The sequence below is a fragment of the Streptomyces sp. NPDC022552 genome, assembly GCF_055561875.1.
The window spans coordinates 918,032-942,022 of sequence record NZ_JBVHGJ010000002.1; the positions used below are offsets into that span (position 1 = coordinate 918,032).

Consider the following 23,991-nt stretch of genomic DNA (forward strand, 5'->3'; position numbering starts at 1 on the left):
CTGCGTTGTCAGGATGACGTGGTCACACGAGCAGACAAGGCGAGGAGTCGACATGAGGACGAGGCCCACCATCGTCGGAGCGCTGACCGTGGCGGCGGTGCTCCTGCCCGCCGTGGCCGCGTCCGCGGACGAGACGCACACGCGGACGCACAACGGTCCGTACGTCTCGAACGGCCCGAGCCTCACCCTCCACACCGGTCAGATCGACGACCCGCTGGAGGACGTCCTCGAGCACGCGGCGCTCTTCGGTACCACCTACGTGTTCGACTGAACCAGATCCTCGTACGCCGCCCGCAGCCCGTCGACCGTCTCCAGGTCGGCGGGCTGCAGCGGTTCCCGGACGTAGTCGCCGAGGAGCGCCTTGGCCGTCACCGTGCCCGGCAGGCCGGAGGCCATCATCAGCTCGGCGAGCGGGACCGTGAGCCCGTTGAGCCGGGCGGCCCCGGCCGTGTCGCCGGCGTCGAAGGCGTCGAGCACGGCCCGCATCTGACGCGGCACCACGTTCGCCACCGTGCTGACGTAGCCGGCGCCGCCCACCGCGTACAGCGGGAGGTTCAGCTCCTCGCAGCCGGAGTAGTACGCGAGCGAGGTGTGGGCGATCACCTTGGTGGAGCCGAGCAGGTCGTAGGAGCAGTCCTTGACCGCGACGATCCTCGGGTGTTCGGCGAGCCGCAGCATCGTCCCGGGCTCGATCCGGGTGCCGGTGCGGCCGGGGATGTCGTACAGCATCACGGGCAGGCCGGTCGCGTCGGCGACCTTCAGGAAGTGCGCCTCGACGGCGGCCTGCGGCGGACGGCTGTAGTACGGGGTGACGACCAGCAGCCCGTCCGCGCCCGCCTTCTCGGCCTGGCGCGCCAGCTCCACGGTGTGGCGGGTGTCCGAGGTGCCCACGCCCGCGACGACGGCCGGTCCGGGGCCGACGGCCTCGCGGACCGCCTCGATCAGTGCGGCCTTCTCGGCGTCCGTGGTGGTCGGGGACTCGCCGGTGGTGCCGTTGAGGACGACACCGTCGCATCCCTCGGAGATCAGATGGGCCGCGTGCTCGCGGGCGACGTCGAGATCCAGCCCACCGGTGGCGGTGAACGGGGTGATCATCGCGCAGAGGGCTCGGCCGAAGGGGCGTTCAGTGCTCATCAAGGAAGTCTGCGACGCCTGATCCTGAAGGTCTACTTAGTTCTTCTTGTGGTGAGGAGTAAGCACTGCTGAAGAGTGGGTCTCTGGCATGATCGTCCTGCGCGACAGGAGGACATGGAGAGAGCACAGCATGAGTGAACAGCGTGTCGCCCTGGTCACCGGTTCGTCCTCGGGCATCGGCGCCGCGATCGCCCGCCGCCTCGCCGCCGCGGGGATCCGGGTCGTGGTCAACTCGGCACGGTCGGCGGAGGCGGGCAGGGCCCTCGCCGCCGAACTGCCCGACGCCGTCTACGTCCGGGCCGACGTCTCGGACGAGGCCCAGGCCGCCGGGCTCGTCGCCTCCGCCGTGGAGGCGTACGGCCGGCTCGACATCCTCGTCAACTGCGCGGGCACCACCCGCTTCATCCCGCACGACGACCTCGGCGCGGCCACTCCCGACGTCTGGCGGCACCTGTACGACGTCAATGTCATCGGGGTCTGGCAGACCGTCACCGCCGCCGTCCCGCACCTGCGCGAGCGCGGCGCGGGCTGCGTCGTGAACATCTCCTCGCAGGCCGGTGTCCGCCCCGGTGGCAGCTCCATCCCGTACGCGGTCTCCAAGGCGGCCGTCAACCACATGACGAAGCTCCTCGCCAAGACCCTCGGCCCGGACGTCCGGGTCAACGCCGTCGCGCCGGGCTTCATCGACACCCCCTGGTTCGACGGCGTGGAGGGCGCCGACGAGGCGAAGGCCCGTGTGGCGGGAGCGGTTCCGCTGCGCCGGGTGGGCCGCCCGGAGGACATCGCCGGCGCCGTCTTCGACCTCACCAACGCCGCGTACATCACGGGCGAGGTGCTCCTCGTCGACGGCGGAGGCCATCTGCTGGGCTGAACCGGGGTTCCTCAGAGCGCGAGCTTGAAGCCGTCGTGGCTGCGGGCGAAGCCCAGCGAGGCGTAGAAGCGGTGGGCATCCGTCCGCCGCTTGTCGCTGGTCAACTGGACGAGCGCGCAGCCGCGCTCGCGCGCCCGCTCCACCGCCCGCGCCACCAGCTCCCGGCCGAGCCCGCCGCCCCGCCGGTCCGCCCGGATCCGCACGGCCTCCAGCAGCGCCCGCTCGGCGCCGCCCTTGCCGAGGCCGGGGATGTACGTCGCCTGCAGACAGCCCACGACCAGCTCGCCGTCCACGAGCACCAGCATCTCGTTGCGCGGATCGCTCCCGATGTCGGCGAAGGCCCGCTCGTACGCCTCGGTGACGACGACCGAGGCGGGGTCGACGACCTTCTCCTCGTCGGCGAGGAGGGCGAGGACGGCGGGCAGCTCGGCACGGGTGGCGGGGCGGAGGATCACGACGGCGAGTCTCGCAGATCCGTACCGAAGGCCCTTGACCTCAAGCGCGGTTGAGGTCGGAGGGTGGGATCACCGACGACAGGAGGTCACCCCATGAACGCCGTTGCCCAGCCCGATGCCCGTCCCGACCTGCACCGCCCCGGTGTGGGAAGTGCGTTCGTCTCCACATGGCGGGTCGGCACGCCCGAGCGGCAGCGTGCCGCCGTCGACGCCATCGCCAAGGCGTGGGAGAGCCGGGACTGGCCGGACGTCGGGCTGCTCTCGTACTCGGTGTACATCGGCACCGACGGGGACACGCTGCTCCACTACTCGCAGTGGACGAGCGAGGAGGCGTACCAGGACTTCGTCCGCACCTTCCGCGACGACCGGAACGCCGAGATCGACGCGGCCGTGCCCGGCATCGAGCGCGTCGTGCTCCACCGGTACGCCCCGCCGTACCGATCCGCCGGGCCGGCCGGTGACCGGATTCCCGGCTGTGTCGTCATCGTCGACGTGGAGTTCGACGGGCCGGACGCCGCCCGGCAGCGCGACTGGGTGGACGGGGTCTTCGACGCGCTGGAGACGGACCCGGCGCCCGCGCCCGGCGGGATCTCGGCCCACTTCCACCTCTCCACGGACGGGACGAGGGTCCTCAACTACGCGGAGTGGGAGAGCGAGCAGGCCCACATCGAGGCACTCGCCCTGCCCGGGGACGGGGTCGGCTCGCCGACCCCGCAGTGGGCGAGGGTGCGGTCGTACCCGGGAGTGGTCGCGGGCACGGTGAAGCGCTACGCGCCCGCGCTGAGCCTCAGCGCGGGCGCGTAGCAGGGGGTACTACGGGCGGAAGCGCAGGACCTGCGGGTCGTGGTCGCTGTTCTGGTCCGCGAACTCCGCGTTGATGTGGACGCTGTCGTACTCGAAGTGGCCGATCCCCGGGCTGGTCAGGATCTGGTCGAGAACCTGGCTGTTGCCCTGGAAGACGTACGAGTAGCGCTCGCTGCGCGGCAGGGACTTCACCGCCGGGTACAGTGCCCCGCCGTCCGTCAGTGCCTCCGTCGTCTCCGAGAACTCGAAGTCGTTGATGTCGCCGAGGACGAGGACGTCCGCGTTCTTCCGGATCGAGAGCACGTCCTTCACGAAGGCGTTGACGGCCTGCGCCTGGAGCAGTCGCTTCGCCTCGGAGGAGCGGACCGGCGGCTGGTGGTGCGAGACCAGGGACTCGTCACCGCCCTTGGAGCCGAAGTGGTTGGCGACCACGAAGACCGTACGGCCGCGGAAGGTGAACTCGCCCGCCAGCGGCTTGCGGCTGCTCTCCCAGGCCGTGTTCGCCGGGTCGATCCGACCGGGCGAGAGGGTGAGCTCGGGCGTACCGTCCTCGCCGCGCACGACATTCGTCGCGGTGACCGCGTCGCCGCCCGCGCGGTCGGTGAACGAGACCCGCTCCGGGTTGAAGAGGAAGGCCTGGCGGATGTTGCCGCCGGGCTCGCCGCCGTCCTTGTTGTTCTGCGGGTCGACCGAACGCCACTCGTACGCCGGGCCGCCCGCCGCCACGATGGCGTCGGTGAACTTCTTCAGCGTCTGGTCGGCGGCGACCGTGCCGTCGTTCTTGGCGCCGTTGTTGTCCTGGATCTCCTCCAGGGCCAGGATGTCGGGCGAGGCGAGGTTCTTCACCACGGCCGCCGCCAGCGCGTCGAACTTCTCCTGCGGGTCGGACGGGTCGAGGTTCTCGACGTTGTACGTCGCGACCGCCAGCTCGTTCTTGTGCTGCTTGTCCGTCGTCTCGCGCTCCAGGCCGCGGTCGACGACCGTGCCGAGGGTGCGCGCCGTCAGCGTGTAGCCGCCGAACTGGTTGAAGTCGAGCGGGCCCTCGGTCGTGCCGGAGAGCACGTCACCGACGTTCGCCGTGGGGAAGGGCTGCTGCGCGATCGGGGTCAGCGACTGGATCTGGAGCCGGCCGGTGTTCTGCGAGGTGTACGAGCCGTAGACCGTGCCGCCGCGCCAGTTGCGGTTCTCCCAGGGCTTCACCGTCACCCAGAGCTCGGAGTACGGGTCGGTGGCGCCCACGACGCGCGAGGTGCCGACGCGGACGTTGCTGCCCTCGAGCGACTCGTAGTAGTCCAGGGCGTACCGCTGCGGCTTCAGCGTGAGGCCGTTGATGGAGCCGGCCGCGGCCGCGTCGCCCTCGGGCGCGTACGCGTCGGGGACGGACCAGGCCGAGATGGTCACGGGGGCCGGGACCGGGTTGCCCTGCGAGACCACGGTGACCGTGGGCTTGGAGATCTGCGTCAGCGACTGGTTGCCGGAGTTCAGCCCGCCGGGGACGTACTCGCCGACCGTGCCGTTCACGCTGACGGCGTCGCCGACCGCGACGGTCGGCACCGAGCTCGTGAAGACGAAGAGGCCCTCGCTGGTGGCCGGGTTGTCGTCCGCCTGCGGGTCCTGGATCCAGAATCCGCGCGAACCGTAGGTGCGAACACCGGTCACGATGCCCGTGACGCCGGTGACCTGGGTGCCGACGAGGGGCGAGACACGGGTGGTGCCCTGGATGTCGTGGATACGGACACCGGCGGTGGTCTCCGCCGAGGTGTCCGCCGAGGCGGTGGAGCCGGCGAGGAGTCCGGCCGCGAGCGCGGCCGACACGACGGCGGCCACGGCCGCGGATCTCGGTATGGAGGAAGGCATCAGGGAGCTCCGGAAGCGCTTGGATGAACGGTCGATAGATCTACGCGCGTCAATCTCTTGGCTGAGCGGTGGACTTGTCAAGGGTTGACGGGTGTACGAAGGCTGACGCCTCGGTGAACCGGCGGGCCGGGTGGGAAATGCGTCTACGCTGAAGTCCGTTCGCCGACAGCACGGCCACCCAGGCTCGCAGCCCTTCGAGGAGAAGACCCCAGATGGCACCGGACCGCCCCACCCTGCCCCCCGTTCAGCTGCACTCGGACGCGGAGCTGGCGAGGGATGCCCTGGCCACGCCCCTCCTGGCGCGGGCGGCCCGGCTCGCCCGCTGGGCCGGCCCCGAGACCCGGGTCGGCGCGGGCGGTGAACTCGTCGACGAGCAACTGCCCGCCGCGGCCGAGGTGCTGGGTCTCACGGCGGACGAGGACGGTGAGGCGTACGCGAGCGAGGCATGGCGCCTCGCGGTCGACACCGGGCTCGTGGACGTCGAGGACGGCGAGGACGACGACACCCCGGGCGCGGTCACCGCGGGCGAGAACCTCGGGCTCCTCACCGGCGGCACCCCGCTCGACGTCCTCGGGATCTGGCTCGACGGCCTGGACGTCCTCTTCGCCGACGCCACCGCGCCCGTCCTCGACGACCTGGCGGAGGCCATCGGCGAGGACGGAGAGATCGACTTCGAGCTCCTCGACTGGAACCCGGAGGAGGAGGCCGAGTTCCTCGAGGGCGTGCTCGGCAATCTGTACCTGCTCACGGTCGGCGAGGGCGGGCCGGGCGAGGGCCCGGTGCCGCTGCCGGCGCTCGCCGCGTCGATGATCGTCCCGGACGACATGGGCGAGCCGACCGACGACGTCCTGGAGCAGGTCTCGGAGGCGATGATGCGCCTCGACGAGCAGTTCCGGCTGCTCGAACCCATCGGGCTCGTCGAGTACCAGCCCGTCGACGAGGCGCTGATGGTCGAGGAGGGCGAGGAGCCCACCGCGCAGATCGACGAGGTCGACGACGAGGACGTCACCCGGTACGGCATGGTCCGGCTGACGCCGCTCGGGCTCTACGGCGTACGGGCCCGGATGCTGGAGGCGGGCGTCGACGCCCCGGCCGTCGGCGAACTGGCCGACAAGGGCGCGGACGTGCTCCTCGACGGGCTCGCGGTCTACCCCGAGACCGCGGCGCGCGCCGAGACCGTGGGCTGGCTGGCCGGACGGGACGCCGTGCGCGCGGCGCGGGACCTGCTCGCCGCCGCGCGGGGCGCCGACGAAGGCTCCCCGCTGCGCCGGCTCCACTGCCAGCAGGCGCTCTCGCTCGTGGGCGCGGACGCGGAGCCCGCCGTACGGGAGGTGCTCGACGACGCCGAACTGGGCGGGCTCGCCCGGGTCTGGCTAGCGGAGCAGGGCGCCGCGGACGTGCCGGCGCCGTCGGAGTCGATGATCTTCTGGCTGGCGATCGACACGATCGCCGCGCAGCTGGACGCCCGGGGCGACCTGGACGAACTCCGCGAGCTGATCGAGGGGCTCACCGGCCGGCACAGCGGTTTCTTCGACGCGGCCTGGCGCGTCGAACACCCGGCGACGGCCGAGGTCCTGGAGGCCATGGGCCGACTGCACCCGGACAAGGCGTCGGCCAAGGAGGCCCGCAAGGCGGCCTTCAAGGCGAGGTCGCGCGCGGGGGCGTGAGAGGCGAGAGGTGACCCGAGCGCCCGACCGGGCGCCCGGGTCCCGTCCCCCCGCCCTCTCGGCGGCGCAGTTCATTGCGGGGCGTCTCTCCGTTCAACTCCCGTTCGTGCGTGGGCGGGACCGTGTGCCCGACACCGGGTGACGACAGGGAGACGAACACGCCATGCCTCTCAACCGCAGAGAGTTCGCCAAGCAGTCCACCGCCGCCGGAGCCGGGCTCGTCCTGACCGGAACGGTCGCCGCGCTCGCCACCGCACCCGAGGCGCTCGCCACCGCGGACGACCGGGACGACCGGGACGACCGGGCGGAGGAGCAGGCGGAGGAGGGCAACCGGCACCGGCTCGGCTACGGGCCCCTCGTCGAGGACCCCGCCGGCATGCTCGCTCTCCCCGCCGGCTTCACGTACCGCGTCATCACCCACAGCGGTGTCACCAAGCTGGAGTCCGGCGAGTTCACCCCGCAGAAGCACGACGGCACCGCCACCTTCGCCGGCCCGCGCGGCACCACCCTCCTGGTCAACAACCACGAGCTCAAGGGCAAGCGCTCCCGCTGGACGCACCCCGTCCCGCTCACCGAGGGCCTCGTCTACGACCCCGCCGCGGCCGGCGGCTGCACGGTCGTCGAGGTGCACCGTGACGGCACCGTCGCCGAGTGGGTCGGCATCGCCGGCACCTCCACCAACTGCGCCGGTGGCCGCACCTCCTGGGGCACCTGGCTCACCTGCGAGGAGAACTCCGACCGCGCCGGCGAGAACGGCATGACCAAGGACCACGGCTACGTCTTCGAGGTCGACCCGCGCGACCGCCGCGCCAACCGCGACCCGAAGCCGATCAAGGCGTTCGGCCGCTACGACCACGAGGCGGTCGTCATCGACCCCAAGCGCGGTCACGCCTACCTCACCGAGGACGCCGACGAGCCCAACGGCCTCTTCTTCCGCTGGGTGCCGCCGAAGGGTTTCGAGCACGGCCGCGGCAAGCTCCGCACCCTCGCCGACGACGCCGGCGTCCTCCAGGCGCCCCGCTGCATCGACTCGGGCGGCCGCTTCGTCGACGACCTGTCCCGGGCCACCCGGATCGGCACGGTCTACGGCGTGGACTGGCTGGACGTCCCCGACCGCGACGGCCGCGAGGTCGAGGTGCGCCAGCAGTTCGGCCCCGACGAGGTCACCCGGGCCCGCAAGCTGGAGGGCATGTGGTGGGCCGACGGCGGCGCGTACATCGTCTCCTCGTACGCCCGTGACGAGAGCCCCGGCCCCTCGCACGACGGGCAGGTCTGGTTCTACGACCCCAAGCGCCGCACCCTGACCCTCCAGGTCCTCCTGGGCGTCAACCCCGACCCGGACAAGGACGGCGCCTACGACGGCCCCGACAACATCACCGTCTCCCCCTACGGCGGTCTCGTCATCGCCGAGGACGGCGAGGGCGTCCAGCACCTCTTCGGCGCCACCGAGCGGGGCCGCACCTACCCCATCGCCCGCAACGACCTGAACGACAGCGAGTTCACCGGCGTCGTCTTCTCCTGCGACGGCGACACGCTCTTCGCCAACATCCAGGACCCGGGCATCATGGTGGCCATCACCGGCCCGTGGCGCCGCCAGCCCCGCCGCTGACCCACGCCGATACGACGGAAGGGCCCGCCGGTCACCCGGCGGGCCCTTCCTCGTGTCCGGTGTCGTCAGAGCGCCTGGGCGGCGGGCTTCACCATGCCCCGGACCGTCCGCGACTTCACGAACTCGCCCATCGCCGTCATCTCCCACTCACCGGTGAACTGCTTGATGAGCTTGGCCATCATCACGCCCGTCTGCGGCTCGGCCGTGGTCAGGTCGAAGCGGACCAGCTCCTCGCCGGTCGCCGCGTCCATCAGCCGGCAGTACGCCTTGGCGACCTCGGTGAACTTCTGGCCGGAGAACGAGTTGACCGTGAAGACCAGGCCCGTGGCGTCGGCGGGGAGGCGGCCGAGGTCGACGACGATGACCTCGTCGTCGCCCGCGCCCTCGCCGGTCAGATTGTCGCCGGAGTGCTTGATGGCGCCGTTCAGGATGGAGAGCTTGCCGAAGTAGCAGCTGTCCAGGTGGTTGCGCTGGGGGCCGTACGCGATGACCGAGGCGTCGAGGTCGATGTCCTTGCCGCGGTACGCGGGCTCCCAGCCGAGGCCCATCTTGACCTGGGAGAGCAGCGGGCGGCCGCCCTTGACCAGGGAGACGGTCTGGTTCTTCTGGAGGTTGACCCGGCCCTTGTCCAGGTTGATCTTGCCGGTGGAGACGGGGGCCGCCGGGGCCGCCGGGGGAGGCGTGGGGGCGGCGATCCGCGGGTCCACGGGAGCGGCCACGGGCGGCGCGACCGGCGCCGCGGGTGCTGCGGGTGCCGGGGCTGCGGCGGGCGCGGCCGCAGCGGGCTCCTCGTCCACCGAGACGCCGAAGTCGGTGGCGATGCCCGCGAGTCCGTTGGCGTACCCCTGGCCCACCGCACGGGCCTTCCAGGCGCCGTTGCGGAGGTAGATCTCCACGATCACCAGCGCCGTCTCCGTCCCGAGCTGCGGCGGGGTGAAGGTGGCGAGGACGCTGCCGTCGTCCGCGTTGCGGATCGTCGCCGTGGGCTCGATGCCCTGGAAGGACTGGCCCGCGGCGTCGGGGCTGGCGGTGACGACGATCTTCTCGATGCCCGGCGGCACCGCGCCGGTGTCGACGACGATCGCGTCCGGGGCCGAGCCGCCGCCGGAGCGGTAGGTCACACCGGGGCCGGTCGGCTGGTTGTAGAAGATGAAGTCGTCGTCCGAGCGCACTTTGCCGTTGGCGCTGAGCAGCAGGCCCGAGACGTCGAGCCGTACCGGAGCGGCGACGTCCACCGCCACGCGCGCGGCGGTGAGCGGGATGTTCGAGCCGGGGGTCATAGCGGTCATGCCAAGGCTAACGAGCGAGACCGCTTTGCCGTTCCCTTACCTTCCCTACCTTCGGACACTCTGGTTACGGGGGTGGTTCCGGGCCGTGCGCTCGTTGCCGAACTTGTACGCGCCCGTCCAGCGCGCCATGACCAGCTGGGCGTCCCCCGACGCCACCTCCGCCAGGAACTTCTCCGCACGGCCTCCGCGCAGCGTTCCGGCCGTGCGCCCGCGGTGGGTGATGACGACCGTGCCGTCGGCGCGCTGTTCGTGACTGAATCCCTGAGGCTGTGGCATGGCGGGCATCCTGCCGGTCCCGGGCAGGTCCGTCATATGAATATTCGAGCGGATCGTATTCTTCCGTTCGTGGGTGGGAGCAGTTTTCGTACGCGGGACGTGGACCAGGCGCGGCAGGAGATCGACGCGCGGTACTACGCCAACTTCATGGACGTCATCGAGCGGCGCGAGCGGCCCTTCGCGGCCAGGTTCGACACCGTCGCCCTCGGGCCGCTGGTCATCGGGGACCTGTCCTGCGGGGCGGACGTCCGGATGCGCTTCGGCGAGCTCGGGGCGTTCCATGTCAACGCCCCGCTCGGCGGGACGATGGAGCTGCGCCAGGGCGGCGCCGCCCCGGTGGTCGCGACGGCGGCCGAGGCGGTGCTCCTCGATCCGTGCGGGGACACCGTCCTGGAGCGCTGGAGCGGGGACTGCCGCACCCTCTCCGTCAAGATCGGCGCGGCCGCGCTGCACGAGCGTCTCGAACGGCTCCTCGGGCGCCCGCCGCGCGGACACCTCGCCTTCGCGCCGCGGCTGGACACCACCCGCGGCCCCGGGCTGAGCTGGGTGCGCTTCGCCCGCCAGGTGGCGCGCGAGGCGCTCGCCGGGGACAGCCTGGCCCATCACGAGCTGGTCGCCGTGCCCCTCCAGGAGGCGCTGCTCAACGGGCTGCTGCTCGCGGCCGAACACCCCTGGCGTGACGAGCTGGCCCATCCGGGCGAGCCGCTGCGGCCCGCGCCCGTCAAACGGGCGATGGACGCCGTACGGGCCCGACCCGAGCACCCCTTCACCACGACCGAGCTCGCCGGCCTCGCCCGGGTCGGGGTGCGCAGGCTCCAGGAGTCGTTCCGCGAGTACGTGGGTATGTCACCGATGGCGTACGTCCGCGAGGTTCGGCTCGAACGGGTCCATGAGGAGCTGCGGGGCGCGGGCCCAGGGGAGCTGAGCGTGAGCGAGGTGGCCTGGCGCTGGGGCTTCGCGCATCACGGCCGGTTCGCGGCGCAGTACCGGACCCGGTTCGGGGAGACGCCCTCGCAGACGCTGCGGCGTGGGGTCGGCGGCCGGTGAGGTGACGACGGCCGGTGAGGTGCCGGCCGGACCTCCGCTGGCAGGACCGCGCGCTCGCCGGGCCGCACGGCCTTCGCCGTACCCGCCGCGTTCCGCGGACAGTTGCCGCGCTGAGCGGATCGCGGCCGCATATGCGGCCGCCGTAACGTTCCTTCCGTCGCGTGTGCCAGAGCATGCTGTGACCCGGGCCCGGCCGGCGCCCCCGCAAAAGTCCGGCCGGGCCCGTGTGGAACCCCCGTCCGCTGCCCGCCGTCAGTGCGGCCAGCGCGGGGGCTCCGTGCAGAAGTGGCCGCCCACGTGGGCGTGTGTCGGGTCGTCCTCCTTCGGCAGCCCCTGGTCGGCGATGATCCGTTCCGCGTACGGCTCCGAGTCGTCCTGCGGCTCGTAGCCGAGCCCCCGAGCGGAGGAGAGGTCCCACCACAGCCGGGTGTTGGCGGACGAGCCGTACACCACGGTGTGCCCCACGCCCTCGGCGGTGAGCGCCGCGTGCAGCAGACGGGCGCAGTCGGCCGGGCTCAGCCACATCGACAGCATGCGTACCGAGGTCGGCTCGGGGAAGCAGGAGCCGATCCGCACGGAGACGGTCTCCATGCCGTGCTTGTCCCAGTAGAACTGGGCCAGGTCCTCACCGAAGCACTTGGACAGGCCGTAGAAGGTGTCCGGGCGGTGCGGTGCGTCGACGGGGATCACCGGATCGTCCTCGCGCGGACGCGGGGTGAAGCCGACGGCGTGGTTGCTGGAGGCGAAGACGATCCGGCCCACCCCCTCGTCCCGCGCGGCCTCGTAGAGGTGGTGAAGGCCGGTGATGTTCGCGGCCACGATCTTCTCGAAGTCCGCCTCCAGGGAGATCCCGGCGAGATGGATGACGGCGTCGACACCCCGGACGGCCTCGCGCAGCGCCTCGAGGTCGGCGAGGTCGGCGACGATCGCGTCCGGTGCGCCGTCGACGGGTGCCACGTCGAGCAGGCGGAGCTCGTATCCGTACGCGGGCAGCAGCTCGCGCATCAGCGTGCCGACGCCACCGGCGGCGCCGGTGAGCAGGACGGTACGGGGTGTGGGCATGGGTGGAGTCTCCGTCCGTGGATCGTATTCACAAACGTGGACACGGTAGGGAGGCGGCTCGTGGAGCGTCAAGAGCGCACACGAACCGTCAAGACCGCGCGACCGAGACGGGTTTCGGCCTTGACCGGCACTTCGGGGCTGCTCTAGCGTGAAGGCGTTCAAGAATATGGACAGCAATCATAATTGTGCACGACGGTGCACGACGGACTTCTCTGGGAGCGCCCGTGACCTCAGCCCCGCTCGCCGAACGGCTCGACGGCCTGCTGTTCTTCCCCGTCACCGCCTTCGCCCCGGACGGCACCGTCGACCTCGACCTCTTCCGCGCGCACGTCCGCGGGGGCATCGAGGCGGGCGCCGCCGCGGTCTTCGCCTGCTGCGGCACGGGCGAGTTCCACGCCCTGACCCCCGAGGAGTTCCGCGCCTGCGTCGCAGCCGCCGTCGAGGAGTCGGCCGGCCGGGTCCCCGTCCTGGCCGGCGCCGGCTACGGCACGGCGCTCGCGGTCCGGTACGCGCGGCTCGCCGAGGAGGCCGGCGCGGACGGGCTCCTCGCCATGCCCCCGTACCTCGTCGTCGCCGACCAGGCCGGGCTCCTGCGCCACTACACCGAACTCGCCGCCGCCACCTCCCTCGACGTCATCGTCTACCAGCGCGACAACGCGATCCTCACCCCCGAGACGGCCGTCGCCCTCGCCCGGACCGACGGGATCATCGGCCTCAAGGACGGCTTCGGCGACCTCGACCTCATGCAGCGGATCGTCAGCGCCGTGCGGTCCGAGGGCCTGGACCTGCTCTACTTCAACGGCCTGCCGACCGCCGAACTCACCGGCCTCGCCTACCGGGGCATCGGCGTCACCCTCTACTCCTCGGCCGTCTTCTGCTTCGCCCCCGACATCGCCCTCGCCTTCCACCACGCCCTCGCGTCCGGCGACGACCCGACGGTGGAACGGCTGATCGACGGCTTCTACCGGCCGCTCGTCGAACTCCGCGCCAAGGGGCGCGGCTACGCCGTCTCCCTCGTCAAGGCGGCGGTACGGATGGGAGGCCTGGACGTCGGCGAGGTACGGCCGCCGCTCAGCGAGCCCGCGCCCGAGCATCTGAAGGAGCTCGCCACGATCATCGAGCGCGGACGCGCGCTGCTGGGGGACGACGCGTGAGGACCGGGACCTTCGTCTACCCCTGGGACGTCGTCGGCGACCCGGCCGCGCCCGGACGCCTCGCGGACCTGGGCCTCGCGAGCGTCACGCTCGCCTCCGCGTACCACTCCACCCGGGCCCTGACGCCCCGGCACCCCGGGCACCGCATCGTCACCGCCGAACACGCCGCCGTGCTCTACCCGCCGGACGGCGCCCGCTGGTCGGGGCGCGCGCTGCGGCCGTACGAGGCGGGGGAGTGGGCGCCCGGCGACGCCTACGGCGAGGCGGCGCAGGAGCTCGCGGACGCGGGCCTGGAGGTCCACAGCTGGGTCGTCCTCGCCCACAACTCCCGCCTGGGCGCCGAGCATCCGGAGACCTCGGTCGTCAACGCCTACGGAGACCGCTACCCCTGGGCGCCCTGCATCGCCCGGCCGGACGTCCGCGCCTACCTGGTGGACCTGGCGGTGGAGGCGGCGGTACGGCCCGGGGCGGCCGGCACCGAGCTGGAGTCCTGCGGCTGGTACGGCCTCGCCCACCTCCACGCCCACGACAAGACCGCGGGCGTCGCGCTCGGCGACCGCGAGCAGTATCTGATGTCCCTCTGCTTCTGCCCCTCCTGCCGACAGGGGTACGGGGAGGAGGGCGTCGACCCCGACACGCTGGCGGCGGCCGTACGGGGCGCGCTGGAGCCGGTGTGGGCGGGGGGCGCTTCCGGGCCGCCGGCCGCCTTCGAGGCACCGGTCCTCGCCTGGCGCACGCGGACCGCCGGCGCGCTCCAGGAGGCCGCCGTCGCCGCCGTCCGCGCGGCCGCCCCGCCCGGCTTCCGCGTCCTGCTCCACGCCGACCCGCTCCCGTACCGCTGCGGCGCCAACGTCGGCACCGACCCGGCCCATGTCCTCGGCGTCGCGGACGGCGTCGTCACCCCGGCCGCGTCCGTGCTCCCCTTCGCCCGCGCGGCCGGACCGGACACCGTCCTCGGGGCCAACGTCGGTGTGGTGACCGGCATGGGCGGCTCGCCGGCCACGCTCGCCGAGGACGCGAAGCGGGCGGCTGCGGAGGGCGCCACCGAACTCCGCCTCTACCACGCGGGTCTGGCCTCCGACGCCGACCTGGCCCTGGTGGCGGCGGCGCTGCGGGCGCTCGGCTGAGAGGGGGGCGGGCGCCTCAGGCGTCCGTCCTCGCCGGGGCGTCGACGCGCGCGGCCGCCCCTCGGCCCGCCAGGGCGATCGCCCCGGCCAGGCCGGCGACGGCCAGCAGCGGCAGCAGCACCCGCAGGTCGACGAGGGCGACCAGGGCCGCGCCCAGCGCCAGCGCGATCGCGTTCGGGACGAAGAGAAGGGTGTGGGCCGTCGCCGCCGCGCGGCCCACGGCGTCCGCGGGAGCCTCCCGCTGGACCGCCGTCATGGCGGTGATCAGGACGAGCGGCAGGCCCACACCGATCAGGACGCTCGCCGCCAGCGCCACGCCGTCGTGCGGGACGGCCCGGGCGCCGACCGCCAGGGCGAAGAGGGCCAGCCCGGCGGCGGCCGCCGACCGCCCCGGGACGCGCCGCAGCCCCGGCCCCGCCACCAGACCCGTCACGACCGAGCCCGCGCCCTGCGCCGCGTACAACACCCCGGCGTACGCGGGGGAGTGGCCGAGCCCCTGATCCACCACGGTGTAGACCGCCGCTCCGTTGACCCCGGCGAGCAGCATCGTGAACGAGCCGATCAGGACGAGCGGGCGCAGGACGGGCGAGGAGCCGATCGTGCGCAGGCCCTCGCCGGTGTCGCGCAGCCAGTGCGCCGAGGCCGGGCGCGCCGGCTTCTCCTCCCGTACCCGCATCAGCGCGAACACCCCCGCGGCCAGGGCGAACGTCGCCGCGTCGAGCAGCGCCACGGCCCCGGCTCCGTACCGTGCGAAGAGACCGGCCGCGACGAGCGGGGCGATCAGCTTCACGCCCTCCTTGGCCGTGGTCCGCAGCCCGTTGAAGTCCCCGAGCAGCCGTCTGTCGAGCGCGCGCGCCGCCAGCGCCACCTCCGCCGCGTCGTGGACGGTGCCCTGGATGCCGTACAGCACGAGGACGGCGAACAGCAGCCAGACACGGTCCGCCCTGTCGACCCAGAGCAGGGTCGGCAGCAGCGCCGCCATCGCCGCGTCCGACCACACCATCAGCGGCCGCCGCCGCACCCGGTCCGCGACCGTGCCGAGCAGCGGGCCGACGAGCACCGGCGCCCACAGCGCGAACACGGTCAGCGCCGCCAGACTGTCCGAGCCGGTCAGGGACTTGACCCAGATCCCCGACACCAGCCACATCGCCGTCGAGCCGAACCCCGACACCAGTACCCCGGTCAGACAGAGACCCGCAGTCCACTTCATGGCCGCAGCCTGGCGTCTGAGGCGGGGCGCGCGGATCGGGCAGATGCCCTAGACCCGGCTGCGGCGTGGATGCCGGGAACGCGGTCAGCGGGGCACGGTGACGAGCCCCATCTCGTAGGCGGTGATGACGAGCTGGACCCGGTCACGGGCGTCCAGCTTGGCGAGCAGCCGTGACACGTGCGACTTGGCGGTGGCCACCGTGATGAAGAGGTCTTCGGCGATCTCGGTGTTCGACCGGCCGCGTCCGACCAGGGTCAGCACTTCCCGTTCCCGCTCCGTGATGCCCTCGACCGGCCGTGGGGAGCGCTCCGGGACAGCCGCCGGGCGCCCGATGAACTCCGCGATCAGACGGCGTGTCACGCCCGGCGCGATCAGTGCGTCGCCGGCGGCGACCACGCGGACCGCCGCGAGGATGTCGTCCAGCGCCATGTCCTTGACCACGAAGCCGCTCGCACCGGCCCGGAGCGCGCCGTAGACGTGCTCGTCCTCGTCGAAGGTGGTCAGGACGAGGACCCGTGTGGTCGCCGGACCGGCCGTGATCAGGCGGGTGGCCTCGATCCCGTCCATGCCGGGCATCCGGATGTCCATGAGCACGACGTCGGGGGCTGCGTCCCTGACCAGTCGGACGGCCTCGGCGCCGGTGGCGGCTTCACCGACGACCTCCAGGTCGGGGTGATCGGCCATGATCACACGCAGACCGGACCGAACGAGCGGCTGGTCGTCGACGAGCAGGATCCGTATGGTCATCGGGCCTCCGACAGAACTCCGACGGGTGCGGGCAGCGGCAGCCGGGCTGCTACGCGGAAGCCGCCCTCGGGGCGCGGGCCGGCGCTGAGGTCGCCGCCGAGCAGGCCGACCCGCTCGCGCATGCCGATGATGCCGAAGCCGTGCGCCGAGCCGTTCCCGGTGGTGCCGTGCCCGTCGTCGACGACCTCCACGGACAGCTCCTCGTCCCCGTATCCGATGACCACCCGGCAACGCCCGGTGCCGGCGTGGCGGACCACGTTGGTCAGCGCCTCCTGCACGATGCGGTAGGCGGAGAGGTCGATGTCGGCGGGCAGCGGACGCCGATTGCCGCTGTGGCGCACCTCGACCTGCACCCCCGCGTCCGCGGTCGCCGCCGCCAGCTGTCCGACATCCGCCAGCCCCGGCGCGGGCGCGAGGGGTGACTGCTTCGAGGCGGTCGCGCTCCGGTCGGCCTGACGGAGGGACACCAGCGTGCGCCGAAGACCCGAGAGCGTCTCCCTGCTGGTGGCCTCGATGGCGCGCAGGGCTTCGCGGGCCTCCGTCGGCTGGGTCTCGATGACCCGGCTGCCCACCCCGGCCTGGATGGCGATGATGCCGATGCTGTGCGCGACCATATCGTGCAACTCCCGTGCGATCCGCAGCCGTTCGGCGGTCACCGCCTCGGCCACCTCCTGAGCGCGCAGCGCCACCGCGTGCTCGCGGCGCTCGCGACCCAGCAGACCGGCGATGCAGGACGCGGCCATCGCCAGGAGTGCGATCACCCCATTGACGGTCAGGTTGTCCCCGTGCGCGAAGAAGCCGATCACCAGGAGCTGCACGGCGAAGGAGACGGCCACGGCGACGATCGAAGCGCGCCGTGCGCAGGTGGCGACGACGAAGCCAAGGACGAGGTCCACCGCCAGATACGACAGGAACTGGCCCTGGTACGACGCCGCCAGGCTCTCGTGGACGGAGCCCGGAGTACCGACCACCACGGCGGTGGATCCGAGGAGTGCCATGGCCAGAGCCGCCAGGGGCATCCGTCGCACCACGCCGACGAGCAGGCTCACGGCCAGCAGCGCCCCGACGCCGTGGACCGTGCCCGAAGCCCGCGTCGCGCCGCCCACCAGCATCCCCACCATGAGGAAGTAGGCGGCACCGCCCGTCCAGGCCACGGCCTTCGCCCTCGTCATCGGCGGGGTGCTCTCTGGAGGACGGGGCCGCGGTGCGCGCCGCGCGGGGGCGACGGAATGATCGTCATGGGGTTCACGCCGCGAGACTAACCGGCCGCCGCACCCGCGGCATCAGCCCGGGGACGTACGCCCCCGGGCGAACCCGGCCGCCTGATTGCCGCCCACGGCCTCATGTCCGCGGGGCGGCCCTTCGGCAGTGTGGGTGCCGTGATCGAAGTCAGCGAACTCACCAAGCGTTACGGCGGCAGGACGGCCGTCGACCATCTGTCCTTCACCGTACGGCCGGGCCAGGTCACCGGATTCCTCGGCCCCAACGGGGCCGGCAAGTCCACCACCCTGCGGATGATCCTCGGCCTGGACGCGCCCACCGCCGGCGCCGCGACGGTCGACGGCGTCCCCTTCCACCGCCACCCCCGCGGGCTGCGGCACGTCGGTGCCCTCCTCGACGCCGGCCAGGTTCACGGCGGACGCAGCGCCGTGGCCCACCTGTCGGCCTTGGCCCGCAGCAACGGCATCCCACGGCGCCGGGTGGACGAGGTGCTTCAGGAAGCGGGGCTGGCCGGCGTGGCCACCCGCCGCATCGGCGGATTCTCCCTCGGCATGAAGCAGCGGCTGGGGATCGCCGCCGCCCTGCTCGGAGACCCGCCCGTGCTCCTGTTCGACGAGCCGATCAACGGTATGGACCCGGAGGGCGTGCTCTGGGTGCGCCGGCTCTTCCGGCGCCTGGCCGCCGAGGGGCGGACGGTCTTCCTCTCCAGCCACCTGATGTCGGAGATGGAGAACACCGCCGACCAGCTCGTCGTCATCGGCCGGGGCCGCCTCATCGCCGCCGAGCCGCTACGGGACTTCGCGGCCCGCGGGACCCGTGGCCCCGTCGTGGTCGGGACACCGCGGGCCGCCGAGCTGACGGCCGTGCTGATCGCGGCGGGCGCCTCGGTCCGGCCGGAGGTCTCGGAGGGCGCCGAGAAGCTCGCCGTGACCGGGCTGGCGGCGGAACGGATCGGAGCGCTCGCCTTCGAGAACCGCATCCGAGTGGACGAACTGACCACCCGCACCGCCTCACTGGAGGCGGCCTTCATGGAACTCACCGCCGACAGCGTCGAATACCAGGCAGGACAGACCCGATGACCACACGCGCTCCCCTCGCCCCGCGGACCGTCGCCGCCGTGCCGCCCTCCGGCTTCCGCGACCTGCTCGCCTCCGAGTGGATCAAGACCCGGTCCTTGCGCTCCACCCCGTGGACGATCGGACTCACCGTCCTGTTCGTCGTCGGGTCCGCCGCCGTGGCCACGACGGCGGACGGGCCCGCGCGCTCCCGCCCCGCCGACTTCCTGCCCTTCGACGCCTACCCGGCGGCCGGCTACTGGACGTTGATGCTCGTCGCCGCCACCATGGGCGCCCTCACCGCCGTGAGCGAGTACAGCAGCGGGCTGATCCGCACCACCACCGTGGCCGTCCCCGCCCGCGGTTCGGTCGTGCTGGCCAAGGCGGCCGTCACCGCCGCGCTGTGGACCGCGGTCGGCGCGGTCGTCTCCACCGGTTCCTTCGTGGTCTCCCAGGCCATCCTGGACGGGCACGGCGCCGGCGTTCCGGTCACCCACCCCGGGGTGCTCCGGGCGATGGTCGCGTCCGCGCTGCTGGCCCCGGTCTGTGCCCTGGTCGGTCTTGGCCTCGGCTTTCTGCTCCGGCATGCCGCCGGGACCATGATCACCAGCATCCTCGCCCTGGTGCTGCTGCCCCCCATGTTCTCGGAGAGCACCCGCTGGTCGGCGGAGATCAGGCACGCGCTGGTGTCGGCCGCCTGGAACCGCCTGGTCCAGACGTGGGAGCCGGATCCCGTTTCCCTGGGCCACCCCGCCACGGTCCCCGGCTCGTGGATCGTGTACGCGCTCTGGCCGCTGGTCACGGTCGCCCTCGCCGTCCTCGTCGTGAGGCGCCGCGACGTGTGACGGGGTCTCCGGCCGTGCGGGTCACGGAAGCCCTCGTCGTCGACGGACCCTGGTGGCCCAGGTCGTCGAAGGGCCGCGGACAGGTCGTCGCGAGGGCGTGGGCTATGCCGTGGCCTCCTTCCGCGCCCGGTCCTCGTGGCGCAGGGCGGCCCAGGTGGTCAGGGCACCCAGGCCTTCCCACAGGCCCACGCCGAGGAAGCCGGCCGGGGCGCGGCCGGTGATGACGGCGAGGGTGAAGACGGCGCAGGTGAGGAGCCGGAACGGGACCGTCCAGCGGAAGAACGGCTTCCAGTCCGCGAGCGCGGCCAGGATGTAGTACACGCCCATGTTGAGCGCGGCCATCGAGGAGGCGGTGAGGAAGACCAGGGTGTGGTCACCGTCCGCGCGGCTCCCATCGGGTATGGGGTCGAAGCCCATGAGCGTGAGCAGGGCATCGGGCGACACCAGTCCGACCACCCCCAGCGCGGCGGCGAGCAGTCCGAAGACGGCCATGGTCCAGCCTGACAGGGAACGGGGCAGTCGCACGGCGGTCCTCCGCGGATCGAAACTATGCTCGGTTCATGCGTGACCTTGCATATCGTGTCGCGGGGCCCGACGACCAATCGGCCATCGCCGCGCTCGACGACTCCTTCAGCACCGAGTACGTCTACGAAGTCGCCGCCGGGGACGTCGGGTTCGGGCTGCGACTCGTCGCCGTCGACCCGCCGCTGGTCAAGGTCTTCCCCGTGGAGGACGGCCCGGGCGACGAGGGCCCGGACGGCGACGGCCGGAGCGACGACGGCCCGGGCGACGACCTGCACGAGATCGTGGCCGTCGACGCCGACGACACGCCCGTCGGCTTCATCGCCGTCGGTGTCGAGGAATGGAACCGGCGGCTCGTCGTCCACCAGGTCACCGTCCACGCCGACCACCGCGGCCGCGGCATCGGCGGCGAGCTGATGCGCCGCGCCCTGGCCCACGGCCGCGAGCGCGGCGCCCGCACCGCCTGGCTCGAGGTCACCAGCGTCAACGTCCCGGCGGTACGGGCCTACCGGCGCATGGGCTTCCGGCTCTGCGGCCTGGACACCACCCTCTACACCGGCACCGAGTCCGAGGGCGAGACCGCCCTCTTCATGGCCAGGGCCCTGGACCGGTAGGTCAGCTCAGCGCCGCCTTCATCATCTTCTGGGCCACCGGCGCCGCGAGACCGTTGCCGCTGACCTCCGAGCGCGCCGCGCCCGAGTCCTCGATCAGCACCGCGACCGCGACCTCCTTGCCGCTGTCCGCGTCCTTCGCGTAGGACGTGAACCAGGCGTACGGCGTCTTGCTGTTGTTCTCGCCGTGCTGGGCGGTGCCGGTCTTGCCGCCCACCTCGGCGCCGCCGATCGCCGCGTTCGAGCCCGTGCCCTTGTCGACCACGGTCACCATCGCGCTGCGCAGCTGCTCCGCTGTCGAGGACGAGACGATCCGCCGGGTGTCCCCGTCCTCGAAGGAGTCGAGCGTCTCACCGTCGGAGTCCACCACCTGCGACACCATGTGGGGCGCCGCCATGAGTCCGTCGTTGGCGATCGCCGCGGACACCATGGCGATCTGGAGCGGGGTCGCCGTCACATCGAACTGGCCGATACCGGTCAGCGCCGTCTGCGCCTTGTCCATGTCGGACGGATACACACTTGCGTAGGCGCGTACGGGCACGTCCTGCTGCTCGTCGTTGAAGCCGAACTTCTCCGCCATCGCCTTCACCTTGTCCTGGCCGAGGTCGACCGCGATCTTGGCGAAGACGTTGTTGCAGGAGTACTGGAGCGCGGTGCGGATCGTGGCGTTCTCGCACGGCGCGGAGGGGTTCTCGTTCTCCAGGTAACGGGTGGAGCCGGGCAGCCTGTACGGGTTCGGGCTTTCGGTCGCCGTGTCCACCGAGCCGTAGAGCCCGTCCTCCAGCGCGGCCGCCGCGACGACCAGCTTGAAGGTCGAGCCGGGCGGCAGCGGCTGCCGCAGGGCACGGTTGACCAGCGGCTTGTCCTCGTCCCCGGTCAGCTCCCGCCAGGTGGCGCCGTCGGTCAGACCGGCGATCGCGGAGGGGTCGTACGAGGGGGTCGAGACCATCCCCAGGATGCGGCCGGTCTTCGGATCGATGGCGACGGCCGCGCCCTTCTTGTCGCCGAGCGCCTTGTACGCGGCCTTCTGGACGGCCGGATCGATGGTCGTGACCACATCACCCGGCTCCTGCTGCTTGCCGGTGAGGGCGTCGAGCGGGTTCTTCAGCCGGGTGTCGGTGCCGTCCAGGACGTCGGAGTAGATGCCCTCCAGCTGCGTGGCGCCGTAGGCCTGGGAGCTGTACCCGGTCACCGCCGCGTACAGCTCGCCGTCCGTGTAGTCACGCTTGTACGCGAGGTCGCCGCCCTCCGTCTTCTTCGAGCCCGTGACCGGCGAACCGGCCACGACGATGTTCCCGAGCGGCTGGGCGTACTGCGCCATGACCTGCCGCCGGTTCTGCTTGTCGTTCGCGAGGGCCTTGCCTTCGTACGCCTGCACCCAGGTCGCCCGGCCCAGCAGGGCCAGCACCAGGAGCAGCGCGAAGACCGAGGCGCGCCTGATCGTCTTGTTCATCCCATATGCGGGACGAGCGGGAGGGGGCGCGGCGTTCCGGATGTGTCCCGTTTCTCAGGAAACGTTCATCTCACCCAGGGCTCACGAAACGCGACTCGTACGCCAGGATCACCGCCTGTGTACGGTCCCGTGCCCCCGTCTTGGCCAGGACCGCCGCCACATGGGTCTTCACCGTCGCCGGGCCCACCCCCATCCGCCCGGCGATCTCCGCGTTCGTCAGACCCGTCGCCACCAGGCGGAGCACCTGCGCCTCCCGCTCGGTCAGCCGGGCCACCCAGGGCGGCGCCGCCGGGGGCCGGTGACGGGCGTGCTCGGCGGCCAGGCCCCGTACCGCCGCCGGGTAGAGCAGCGAGTCGCTGCGGGCGACCAGCCGGACCGCGTCCACGAGCTCCTCCGCGCCGGCCCGCTTGAGCAGGAAGCCGGCCGCCCCGACCCGGAGCGCGTCATAGACGTACGCGTCGTTCTCGAAGGTCGTCACGACCACGATCCGCGGCGGCTGCGCCATCCCGGCAAGGATCTGCTCGGTCGCCCGGATCCCGTCGACCTCCGGCATGCGGACATCCATCAGGACCACGTCCGGCAGTGCCTCGCGCACCACCGACACGGCCTCGGCCCCGGTGGACGCCTCGCCGACGACCTCCAGGTCGGGCTCCGCGTCGAGGATCACCCGCAGGGCGGTCCGTACCATCCGCTCGTCGTCCGCGAGCACCACCCTGATCACCGGCCACCTCCCTCTCCCACGCTCGGCTCACTCGCTGTCCCCAGCGGCAGGCGCACCGCGAGGCGCCAGACGCCGGCCACCTGGCCCGCCTCTGACGTGCCCCCGAGGAGGCGGGCGCGTTCGGCGACGCCGCGCAGGCCGCGGCCGCCGTCGGGGCGGGCCACCGGGGCGCGGGCGGGCAGCGGGTTCTCCATGGTGATCTCCAACTCGTCGTCCTCCAGGGCGAGCCGCGCCGACACGCGCTCCCCGCCCGCGTACCGTGCCGCGTTGGTCAGGCCCTCCTGGACGATCCGGTACGCCTCCCTCGACACCGCGTCCGGCACCCGGTCGAGCGTCCCGGCCACCGTCAGCTCCACGTGCCGCCCCGCCCCCCTCACCATCGCGTCCAACGCGTCGAGCCGGGGCCCGGGCAGCTCCCCGTCGTCCTCGCCCTCGCGCAACAGGCCCAGCACCGAGTCCAGTTCGCCGACCGTGCGCCGGGTCGTCTCCTCGATCGCGGCCAGTGCCTCCCGTACGAACTCCACGTCGGCGTCCAGAACCCGGCGCGCCGCGCTCGCCTGGAGCGTCACCGCGCTCAGGGCATGGCCGACGGAGTCGTGCAGCTCGCGCGCCAGCCGGTTGCGCACCGCCAGCTCGGCGGCGCGCCGCTCGGCCGCGGCGAGCCGGTCCGCCGGACTCGGCCCGAGCAGCCGCGGCGCCTGTCGCGCGAGGAAGGCCCCCGTGCCGGCGGCGACGGCGGCGAGCGCGAGCAGCATCAGCAGCCCGGCCGGAACGGCGGCCCACTGGAGCCAGGGCCGGTCCAGACCCCAGAACGAGGTCAGCTCCGAGTTCTGAAGCGCCTCCGAGAACGGCAGCGCCATCACCGTCACCGCGAACGGCGGCAGGGCCAGCGTCGCCCCGCTGACCAGCGCGCCGATCCCCAGATGGAGCGTGAACCAGCCCGACGTCCGCGCCTTCGCGCTCCGCCCCCGTGCGGGTTCCTCCGCGAGCCGGTCGCCCGCGACCCCGCACAGCGCCCGTACCGCCGCCACCGACATCGGCCGGGTCAGAGGGAAGACCGAGGAGAGCGCGACGAGCGGCAGGCCGACCGCGTACGCCCCGAACTGCACGGCGAGACCGCCCCCGAACATCGACCCGTCGCCCGTGAGCAGCCCCACGACGACGGTGCCCACCAGCCAGTACGGCATGAACAGAGCGCCGCCCAGGATCAGATGCACCCAGCGGAGCCTGGCGCGCCGGCCCAGGAGGGGTATG

The 23,991-nt window shown here is 72.6% G+C and carries 24 protein-coding genes; 11 read left to right on the forward strand and 13 right to left on the reverse strand.

Annotated elements, in window-relative coordinates:
- Nucleotides 1-52 precede the first annotated feature (52 nt).
- A complete protein-coding gene (locus ACZ3OF_RS09080; protein ID WP_467303632.1) occupies nt 53-271 on the forward strand; it encodes a hypothetical protein in 219 nt (72 codons plus the stop codon).
- Here ACZ3OF_RS09080 and dapA read toward each other — a convergent pair.
- Nucleotides 256-1,134 carry a 4-hydroxy-tetrahydrodipicolinate synthase gene (dapA, locus tag ACZ3OF_RS09085; protein ID WP_467303634.1) on the reverse strand — a complete coding sequence of 293 codons (879 nt, stop codon included), beginning with the start codon at nt 1,132-1,134 and terminating at the stop codon, nt 256-258. The two genes, ACZ3OF_RS09080 and dapA, sit on opposite strands and share 16 nt — an antisense overlap.
- A gap of 130 nt (nt 1,135-1,264) precedes the next feature.
- Here dapA and ACZ3OF_RS09090 point away from each other — a divergent pair, with 130 nt between their 5' ends.
- The gene (locus ACZ3OF_RS09090; protein ID WP_361669055.1) at nt 1,265-2,005 is read left to right on the forward strand and encodes an SDR family NAD(P)-dependent oxidoreductase; all 741 of its coding nucleotides are present in this window, start codon (nt 1,265-1,267) and stop codon (nt 2,003-2,005) included.
- 11 nt (nt 2,006-2,016) lie between these two features.
- Here ACZ3OF_RS09090 and ACZ3OF_RS09095 read toward each other — a convergent pair whose 3' ends face one another.
- Complete coding sequence (locus ACZ3OF_RS09095) at nt 2,017-2,460, reverse strand: GNAT family N-acetyltransferase (protein WP_361669053.1); 444 nt, start codon at nt 2,458-2,460, stop codon at nt 2,017-2,019.
- Nucleotides 2,461-2,553: 93 nt separating this feature from the next.
- Here ACZ3OF_RS09095 and ACZ3OF_RS09100 point away from each other — a divergent pair, with 93 nt between their 5' ends.
- A complete protein-coding gene (locus ACZ3OF_RS09100; protein ID WP_361669051.1) occupies nt 2,554-3,264 on the forward strand; it encodes an antibiotic biosynthesis monooxygenase in 711 nt (236 codons plus the stop codon).
- 9 nt (nt 3,265-3,273) lie between these two features.
- Here the strand turns inward: ACZ3OF_RS09100 and ACZ3OF_RS09105 are convergent, their stop codons facing one another.
- Nucleotides 3,274-5,121, reverse strand: coding sequence for an endonuclease/exonuclease/phosphatase family protein (locus ACZ3OF_RS09105; protein ID WP_361669049.1), 1,848 nt, complete (start codon nt 5,119-5,121; stop codon nt 3,274-3,276).
- 212 nt (nt 5,122-5,333) lie between these two features.
- Between ACZ3OF_RS09105 and ACZ3OF_RS09110 the strand changes: the two genes are divergently transcribed.
- Both ACZ3OF_RS09110 and ACZ3OF_RS09115 read left to right on the forward strand, forming a co-directional pair.
- Nucleotides 5,334-6,788 (forward strand): hypothetical protein, encoded by a 1,455-nt coding sequence (locus tag ACZ3OF_RS09110; protein ID WP_467303642.1) that lies wholly within the window; start codon nt 5,334-5,336, stop codon nt 6,786-6,788.
- A gap of 163 nt (nt 6,789-6,951) precedes the next feature.
- Complete coding sequence (locus ACZ3OF_RS09115; RefSeq protein WP_361669044.1) at nt 6,952-8,397, forward strand: alkaline phosphatase PhoX; 1,446 nt, start codon at nt 6,952-6,954, stop codon at nt 8,395-8,397.
- Between the two features lie 65 nt (nt 8,398-8,462).
- On the opposite strand, the gene ACZ3OF_RS09120 is transcribed toward ACZ3OF_RS09115, so the two are convergent.
- Together ACZ3OF_RS09120 and ACZ3OF_RS09125 are read right to left on the reverse strand one after the other, a co-directional pair.
- Nucleotides 8,463-9,686: a TerD family protein gene (locus ACZ3OF_RS09120; protein ID WP_467303645.1), complete on the reverse strand. Its 1,224-nt coding sequence runs from the start codon at nt 9,684-9,686 to the stop codon at nt 8,463-8,465.
- 45 nt (nt 9,687-9,731) lie between these two features.
- Complete coding sequence (locus ACZ3OF_RS09125; protein ID WP_467303647.1) at nt 9,732-9,962, reverse strand: hypothetical protein; 231 nt, start codon at nt 9,960-9,962, stop codon at nt 9,732-9,734.
- A 69-nt stretch (nt 9,963-10,031) separates the two neighbouring features.
- Between ACZ3OF_RS09125 and ACZ3OF_RS09130 the strand changes: the two genes are divergently transcribed.
- A complete protein-coding gene (locus ACZ3OF_RS09130; protein WP_467303649.1) occupies nt 10,032-11,009 on the forward strand; it encodes an AraC family transcriptional regulator in 978 nt (325 codons plus the stop codon).
- Between the two features lie 252 nt (nt 11,010-11,261).
- Here the strand turns inward: ACZ3OF_RS09130 and ACZ3OF_RS09135 are convergent, their stop codons facing one another.
- Complete coding sequence (locus ACZ3OF_RS09135) at nt 11,262-12,071, reverse strand: NAD-dependent epimerase/dehydratase family protein (protein ID WP_467303650.1); 810 nt, start codon at nt 12,069-12,071, stop codon at nt 11,262-11,264.
- Between the two features lie 224 nt (nt 12,072-12,295).
- On the opposite strand from ACZ3OF_RS09135, the gene ACZ3OF_RS09140 reads away from it, so the two are divergent.
- Both ACZ3OF_RS09140 and ACZ3OF_RS09145 read left to right on the forward strand, forming a co-directional pair.
- The gene (locus ACZ3OF_RS09140) at nt 12,296-13,225 is read left to right on the forward strand and encodes a 5-dehydro-4-deoxyglucarate dehydratase (protein ID WP_361669033.1); all 930 of its coding nucleotides are present in this window, start codon (nt 12,296-12,298) and stop codon (nt 13,223-13,225) included.
- Nucleotides 13,222-14,352 carry a hypothetical protein gene (locus tag ACZ3OF_RS09145; RefSeq protein WP_467303653.1) on the forward strand — a complete coding sequence of 377 codons (1,131 nt, stop codon included), beginning with the start codon at nt 13,222-13,224 and terminating at the stop codon, nt 14,350-14,352. The genes ACZ3OF_RS09140 and ACZ3OF_RS09145 overlap by 4 nt, the downstream gene beginning before the upstream one ends.
- A 16-nt stretch (nt 14,353-14,368) precedes the next feature.
- On the opposite strand, the gene ACZ3OF_RS09150 is transcribed toward ACZ3OF_RS09145, so the two are convergent.
- The 3 genes from ACZ3OF_RS09150 to ACZ3OF_RS09160 all read right to left on the reverse strand — a co-directional run bounded on the left by ACZ3OF_RS09150 (nt 14,369) and on the right by ACZ3OF_RS09160 (nt 17,481).
- A complete protein-coding gene (locus ACZ3OF_RS09150; RefSeq protein WP_361669029.1) occupies nt 14,369-15,562 on the reverse strand; it encodes an MFS transporter in 1,194 nt (397 codons plus the stop codon).
- 84 nt (nt 15,563-15,646) lie between these two features.
- Entirely contained in the window at nt 15,647-16,309 is a 663-nt protein-coding gene (locus ACZ3OF_RS09155; RefSeq protein ID WP_361669027.1) for a response regulator transcription factor, read from the reverse strand.
- Nucleotides 16,306-17,481 carry a sensor histidine kinase gene (locus ACZ3OF_RS09160; RefSeq protein ID WP_467303655.1) on the reverse strand — a complete coding sequence of 392 codons (1,176 nt, stop codon included), beginning with the start codon at nt 17,479-17,481 and terminating at the stop codon, nt 16,306-16,308. Before ACZ3OF_RS09160 ends, ACZ3OF_RS09155 begins: the two co-directional genes overlap by 4 nt.
- 207 nt (nt 17,482-17,688) lie before the next feature.
- Between ACZ3OF_RS09160 and ACZ3OF_RS09165 the strand changes: the two genes are divergently transcribed.
- Nucleotides 17,689-18,609 (forward strand): ABC transporter ATP-binding protein, encoded by a 921-nt coding sequence (locus tag ACZ3OF_RS09165; RefSeq protein WP_361669023.1) that lies wholly within the window; start codon nt 17,689-17,691, stop codon nt 18,607-18,609.
- Nucleotides 18,606-19,430, forward strand: a complete 825-nt coding sequence (locus ACZ3OF_RS09170; RefSeq protein ID WP_467303656.1) for an ABC transporter permease — start codon at nt 18,606-18,608, stop codon at nt 19,428-19,430. The genes ACZ3OF_RS09165 and ACZ3OF_RS09170 overlap by 4 nt, the downstream gene beginning before the upstream one ends.
- Before the next feature lie 102 nt (nt 19,431-19,532).
- Here ACZ3OF_RS09170 and ACZ3OF_RS09175 read toward each other — a convergent pair whose 3' ends face one another.
- Nucleotides 19,533-19,922: a hypothetical protein gene (locus ACZ3OF_RS09175; protein WP_361669746.1), complete on the reverse strand. Its 390-nt coding sequence runs from the start codon at nt 19,920-19,922 to the stop codon at nt 19,533-19,535.
- A gap of 68 nt (nt 19,923-19,990) precedes the next feature.
- Between ACZ3OF_RS09175 and ACZ3OF_RS09180 the strand changes: the two genes are divergently transcribed.
- Entirely contained in the window at nt 19,991-20,566 is a 576-nt protein-coding gene (locus tag ACZ3OF_RS09180; protein ID WP_361669018.1) for a GNAT family N-acetyltransferase, read from the forward strand.
- Between the two features lies 1 nt (nt 20,567).
- Here the strand turns inward: ACZ3OF_RS09180 and ACZ3OF_RS09185 are convergent, their stop codons facing one another.
- The 3 genes from ACZ3OF_RS09185 to ACZ3OF_RS09195 form a co-directional block, all read right to left on the reverse strand.
- On the reverse strand, nt 20,568-22,016 hold the full coding sequence (locus tag ACZ3OF_RS09185) for a peptidoglycan D,D-transpeptidase FtsI family protein (RefSeq protein ID WP_467303659.1): 1,449 nt from the start codon (nt 22,014-22,016) through the stop codon (nt 20,568-20,570).
- 70 nt (nt 22,017-22,086) lie between these two features.
- Nucleotides 22,087-22,734, reverse strand: a complete 648-nt coding sequence (locus ACZ3OF_RS09190) for a response regulator transcription factor (protein ID WP_467303846.1) — start codon at nt 22,732-22,734, stop codon at nt 22,087-22,089.
- Entirely contained in the window at nt 22,734-23,954 is a 1,221-nt protein-coding gene (locus ACZ3OF_RS09195) for a sensor histidine kinase (RefSeq protein ID WP_467303661.1), read from the reverse strand. The genes ACZ3OF_RS09190 and ACZ3OF_RS09195 overlap by 1 nt, the downstream gene beginning before the upstream one ends.
- Nucleotides 23,955-23,991: the final 37 nt, after the last annotated feature.

Excerpts from the sequence above, each read along its gene's own strand:
- ACZ3OF_RS09150 (WP_361669029.1), bottom strand. The coding sequence starts at position 15,562 with ATGAAGTGGACTGCGGGTCTCTGTCTGACCGGGGTACTGGTGTCGGGG.
- ACZ3OF_RS09115 (WP_361669044.1), top strand. The coding sequence starts at position 6,952 with ATGCCTCTCAACCGCAGAGAGTTCGCCAAGCAGTCCACCGCCGCCGGA.
- ACZ3OF_RS09090 (WP_361669055.1), top strand. The coding sequence starts at position 1,265 with ATGAGTGAACAGCGTGTCGCCCTGGTCACCGGTTCGTCCTCGGGCATC.
- ACZ3OF_RS09155 (WP_361669027.1), bottom strand. The coding sequence starts at position 16,309 with ATGACCATACGGATCCTGCTCGTCGACGACCAGCCGCTCGTTCGGTCC.
- ACZ3OF_RS09170 (WP_467303656.1), top strand. The coding sequence starts at position 18,606 with ATGACCACACGCGCTCCCCTCGCCCCGCGGACCGTCGCCGCCGTGCCG.
- ACZ3OF_RS09080 (WP_467303632.1), top strand. The coding sequence starts at position 53 with ATGAGGACGAGGCCCACCATCGTCGGAGCGCTGACCGTGGCGGCGGTG.
- ACZ3OF_RS09125 (WP_467303647.1), bottom strand. The coding sequence starts at position 9,962 with ATGCCACAGCCTCAGGGATTCAGTCACGAACAGCGCGCCGACGGCACG.
- ACZ3OF_RS09120 (WP_467303645.1), bottom strand. The coding sequence starts at position 9,686 with ATGACCGCTATGACCCCCGGCTCGAACATCCCGCTCACCGCCGCGCGC.
- ACZ3OF_RS09185 (WP_467303659.1), bottom strand. The coding sequence starts at position 22,016 with ATGAACAAGACGATCAGGCGCGCCTCGGTCTTCGCGCTGCTCCTGGTG.
- ACZ3OF_RS09100 (WP_361669051.1), top strand. The coding sequence starts at position 2,554 with ATGAACGCCGTTGCCCAGCCCGATGCCCGTCCCGACCTGCACCGCCCC.
- ACZ3OF_RS09175 (WP_361669746.1), bottom strand. The coding sequence starts at position 19,922 with ATGGCCGTCTTCGGACTGCTCGCCGCCGCGCTGGGGGTGGTCGGACTG.
- dapA (WP_467303634.1), bottom strand. The coding sequence starts at position 1,134 with ATGAGCACTGAACGCCCCTTCGGCCGAGCCCTCTGCGCGATGATCACC.
- ACZ3OF_RS09160 (WP_467303655.1), bottom strand. The coding sequence starts at position 17,481 with ATGACGAGGGCGAAGGCCGTGGCCTGGACGGGCGGTGCCGCCTACTTC.
- ACZ3OF_RS09105 (WP_361669049.1), bottom strand. The coding sequence starts at position 5,121 with ATGCCTTCCTCCATACCGAGATCCGCGGCCGTGGCCGCCGTCGTGTCG.
- ACZ3OF_RS09110 (WP_467303642.1), top strand. The coding sequence starts at position 5,334 with ATGGCACCGGACCGCCCCACCCTGCCCCCCGTTCAGCTGCACTCGGAC.
- ACZ3OF_RS09180 (WP_361669018.1), top strand. The coding sequence starts at position 19,991 with ATGCGTGACCTTGCATATCGTGTCGCGGGGCCCGACGACCAATCGGCC.
- ACZ3OF_RS09135 (WP_467303650.1), bottom strand. The coding sequence starts at position 12,071 with ATGCCCACACCCCGTACCGTCCTGCTCACCGGCGCCGCCGGTGGCGTC.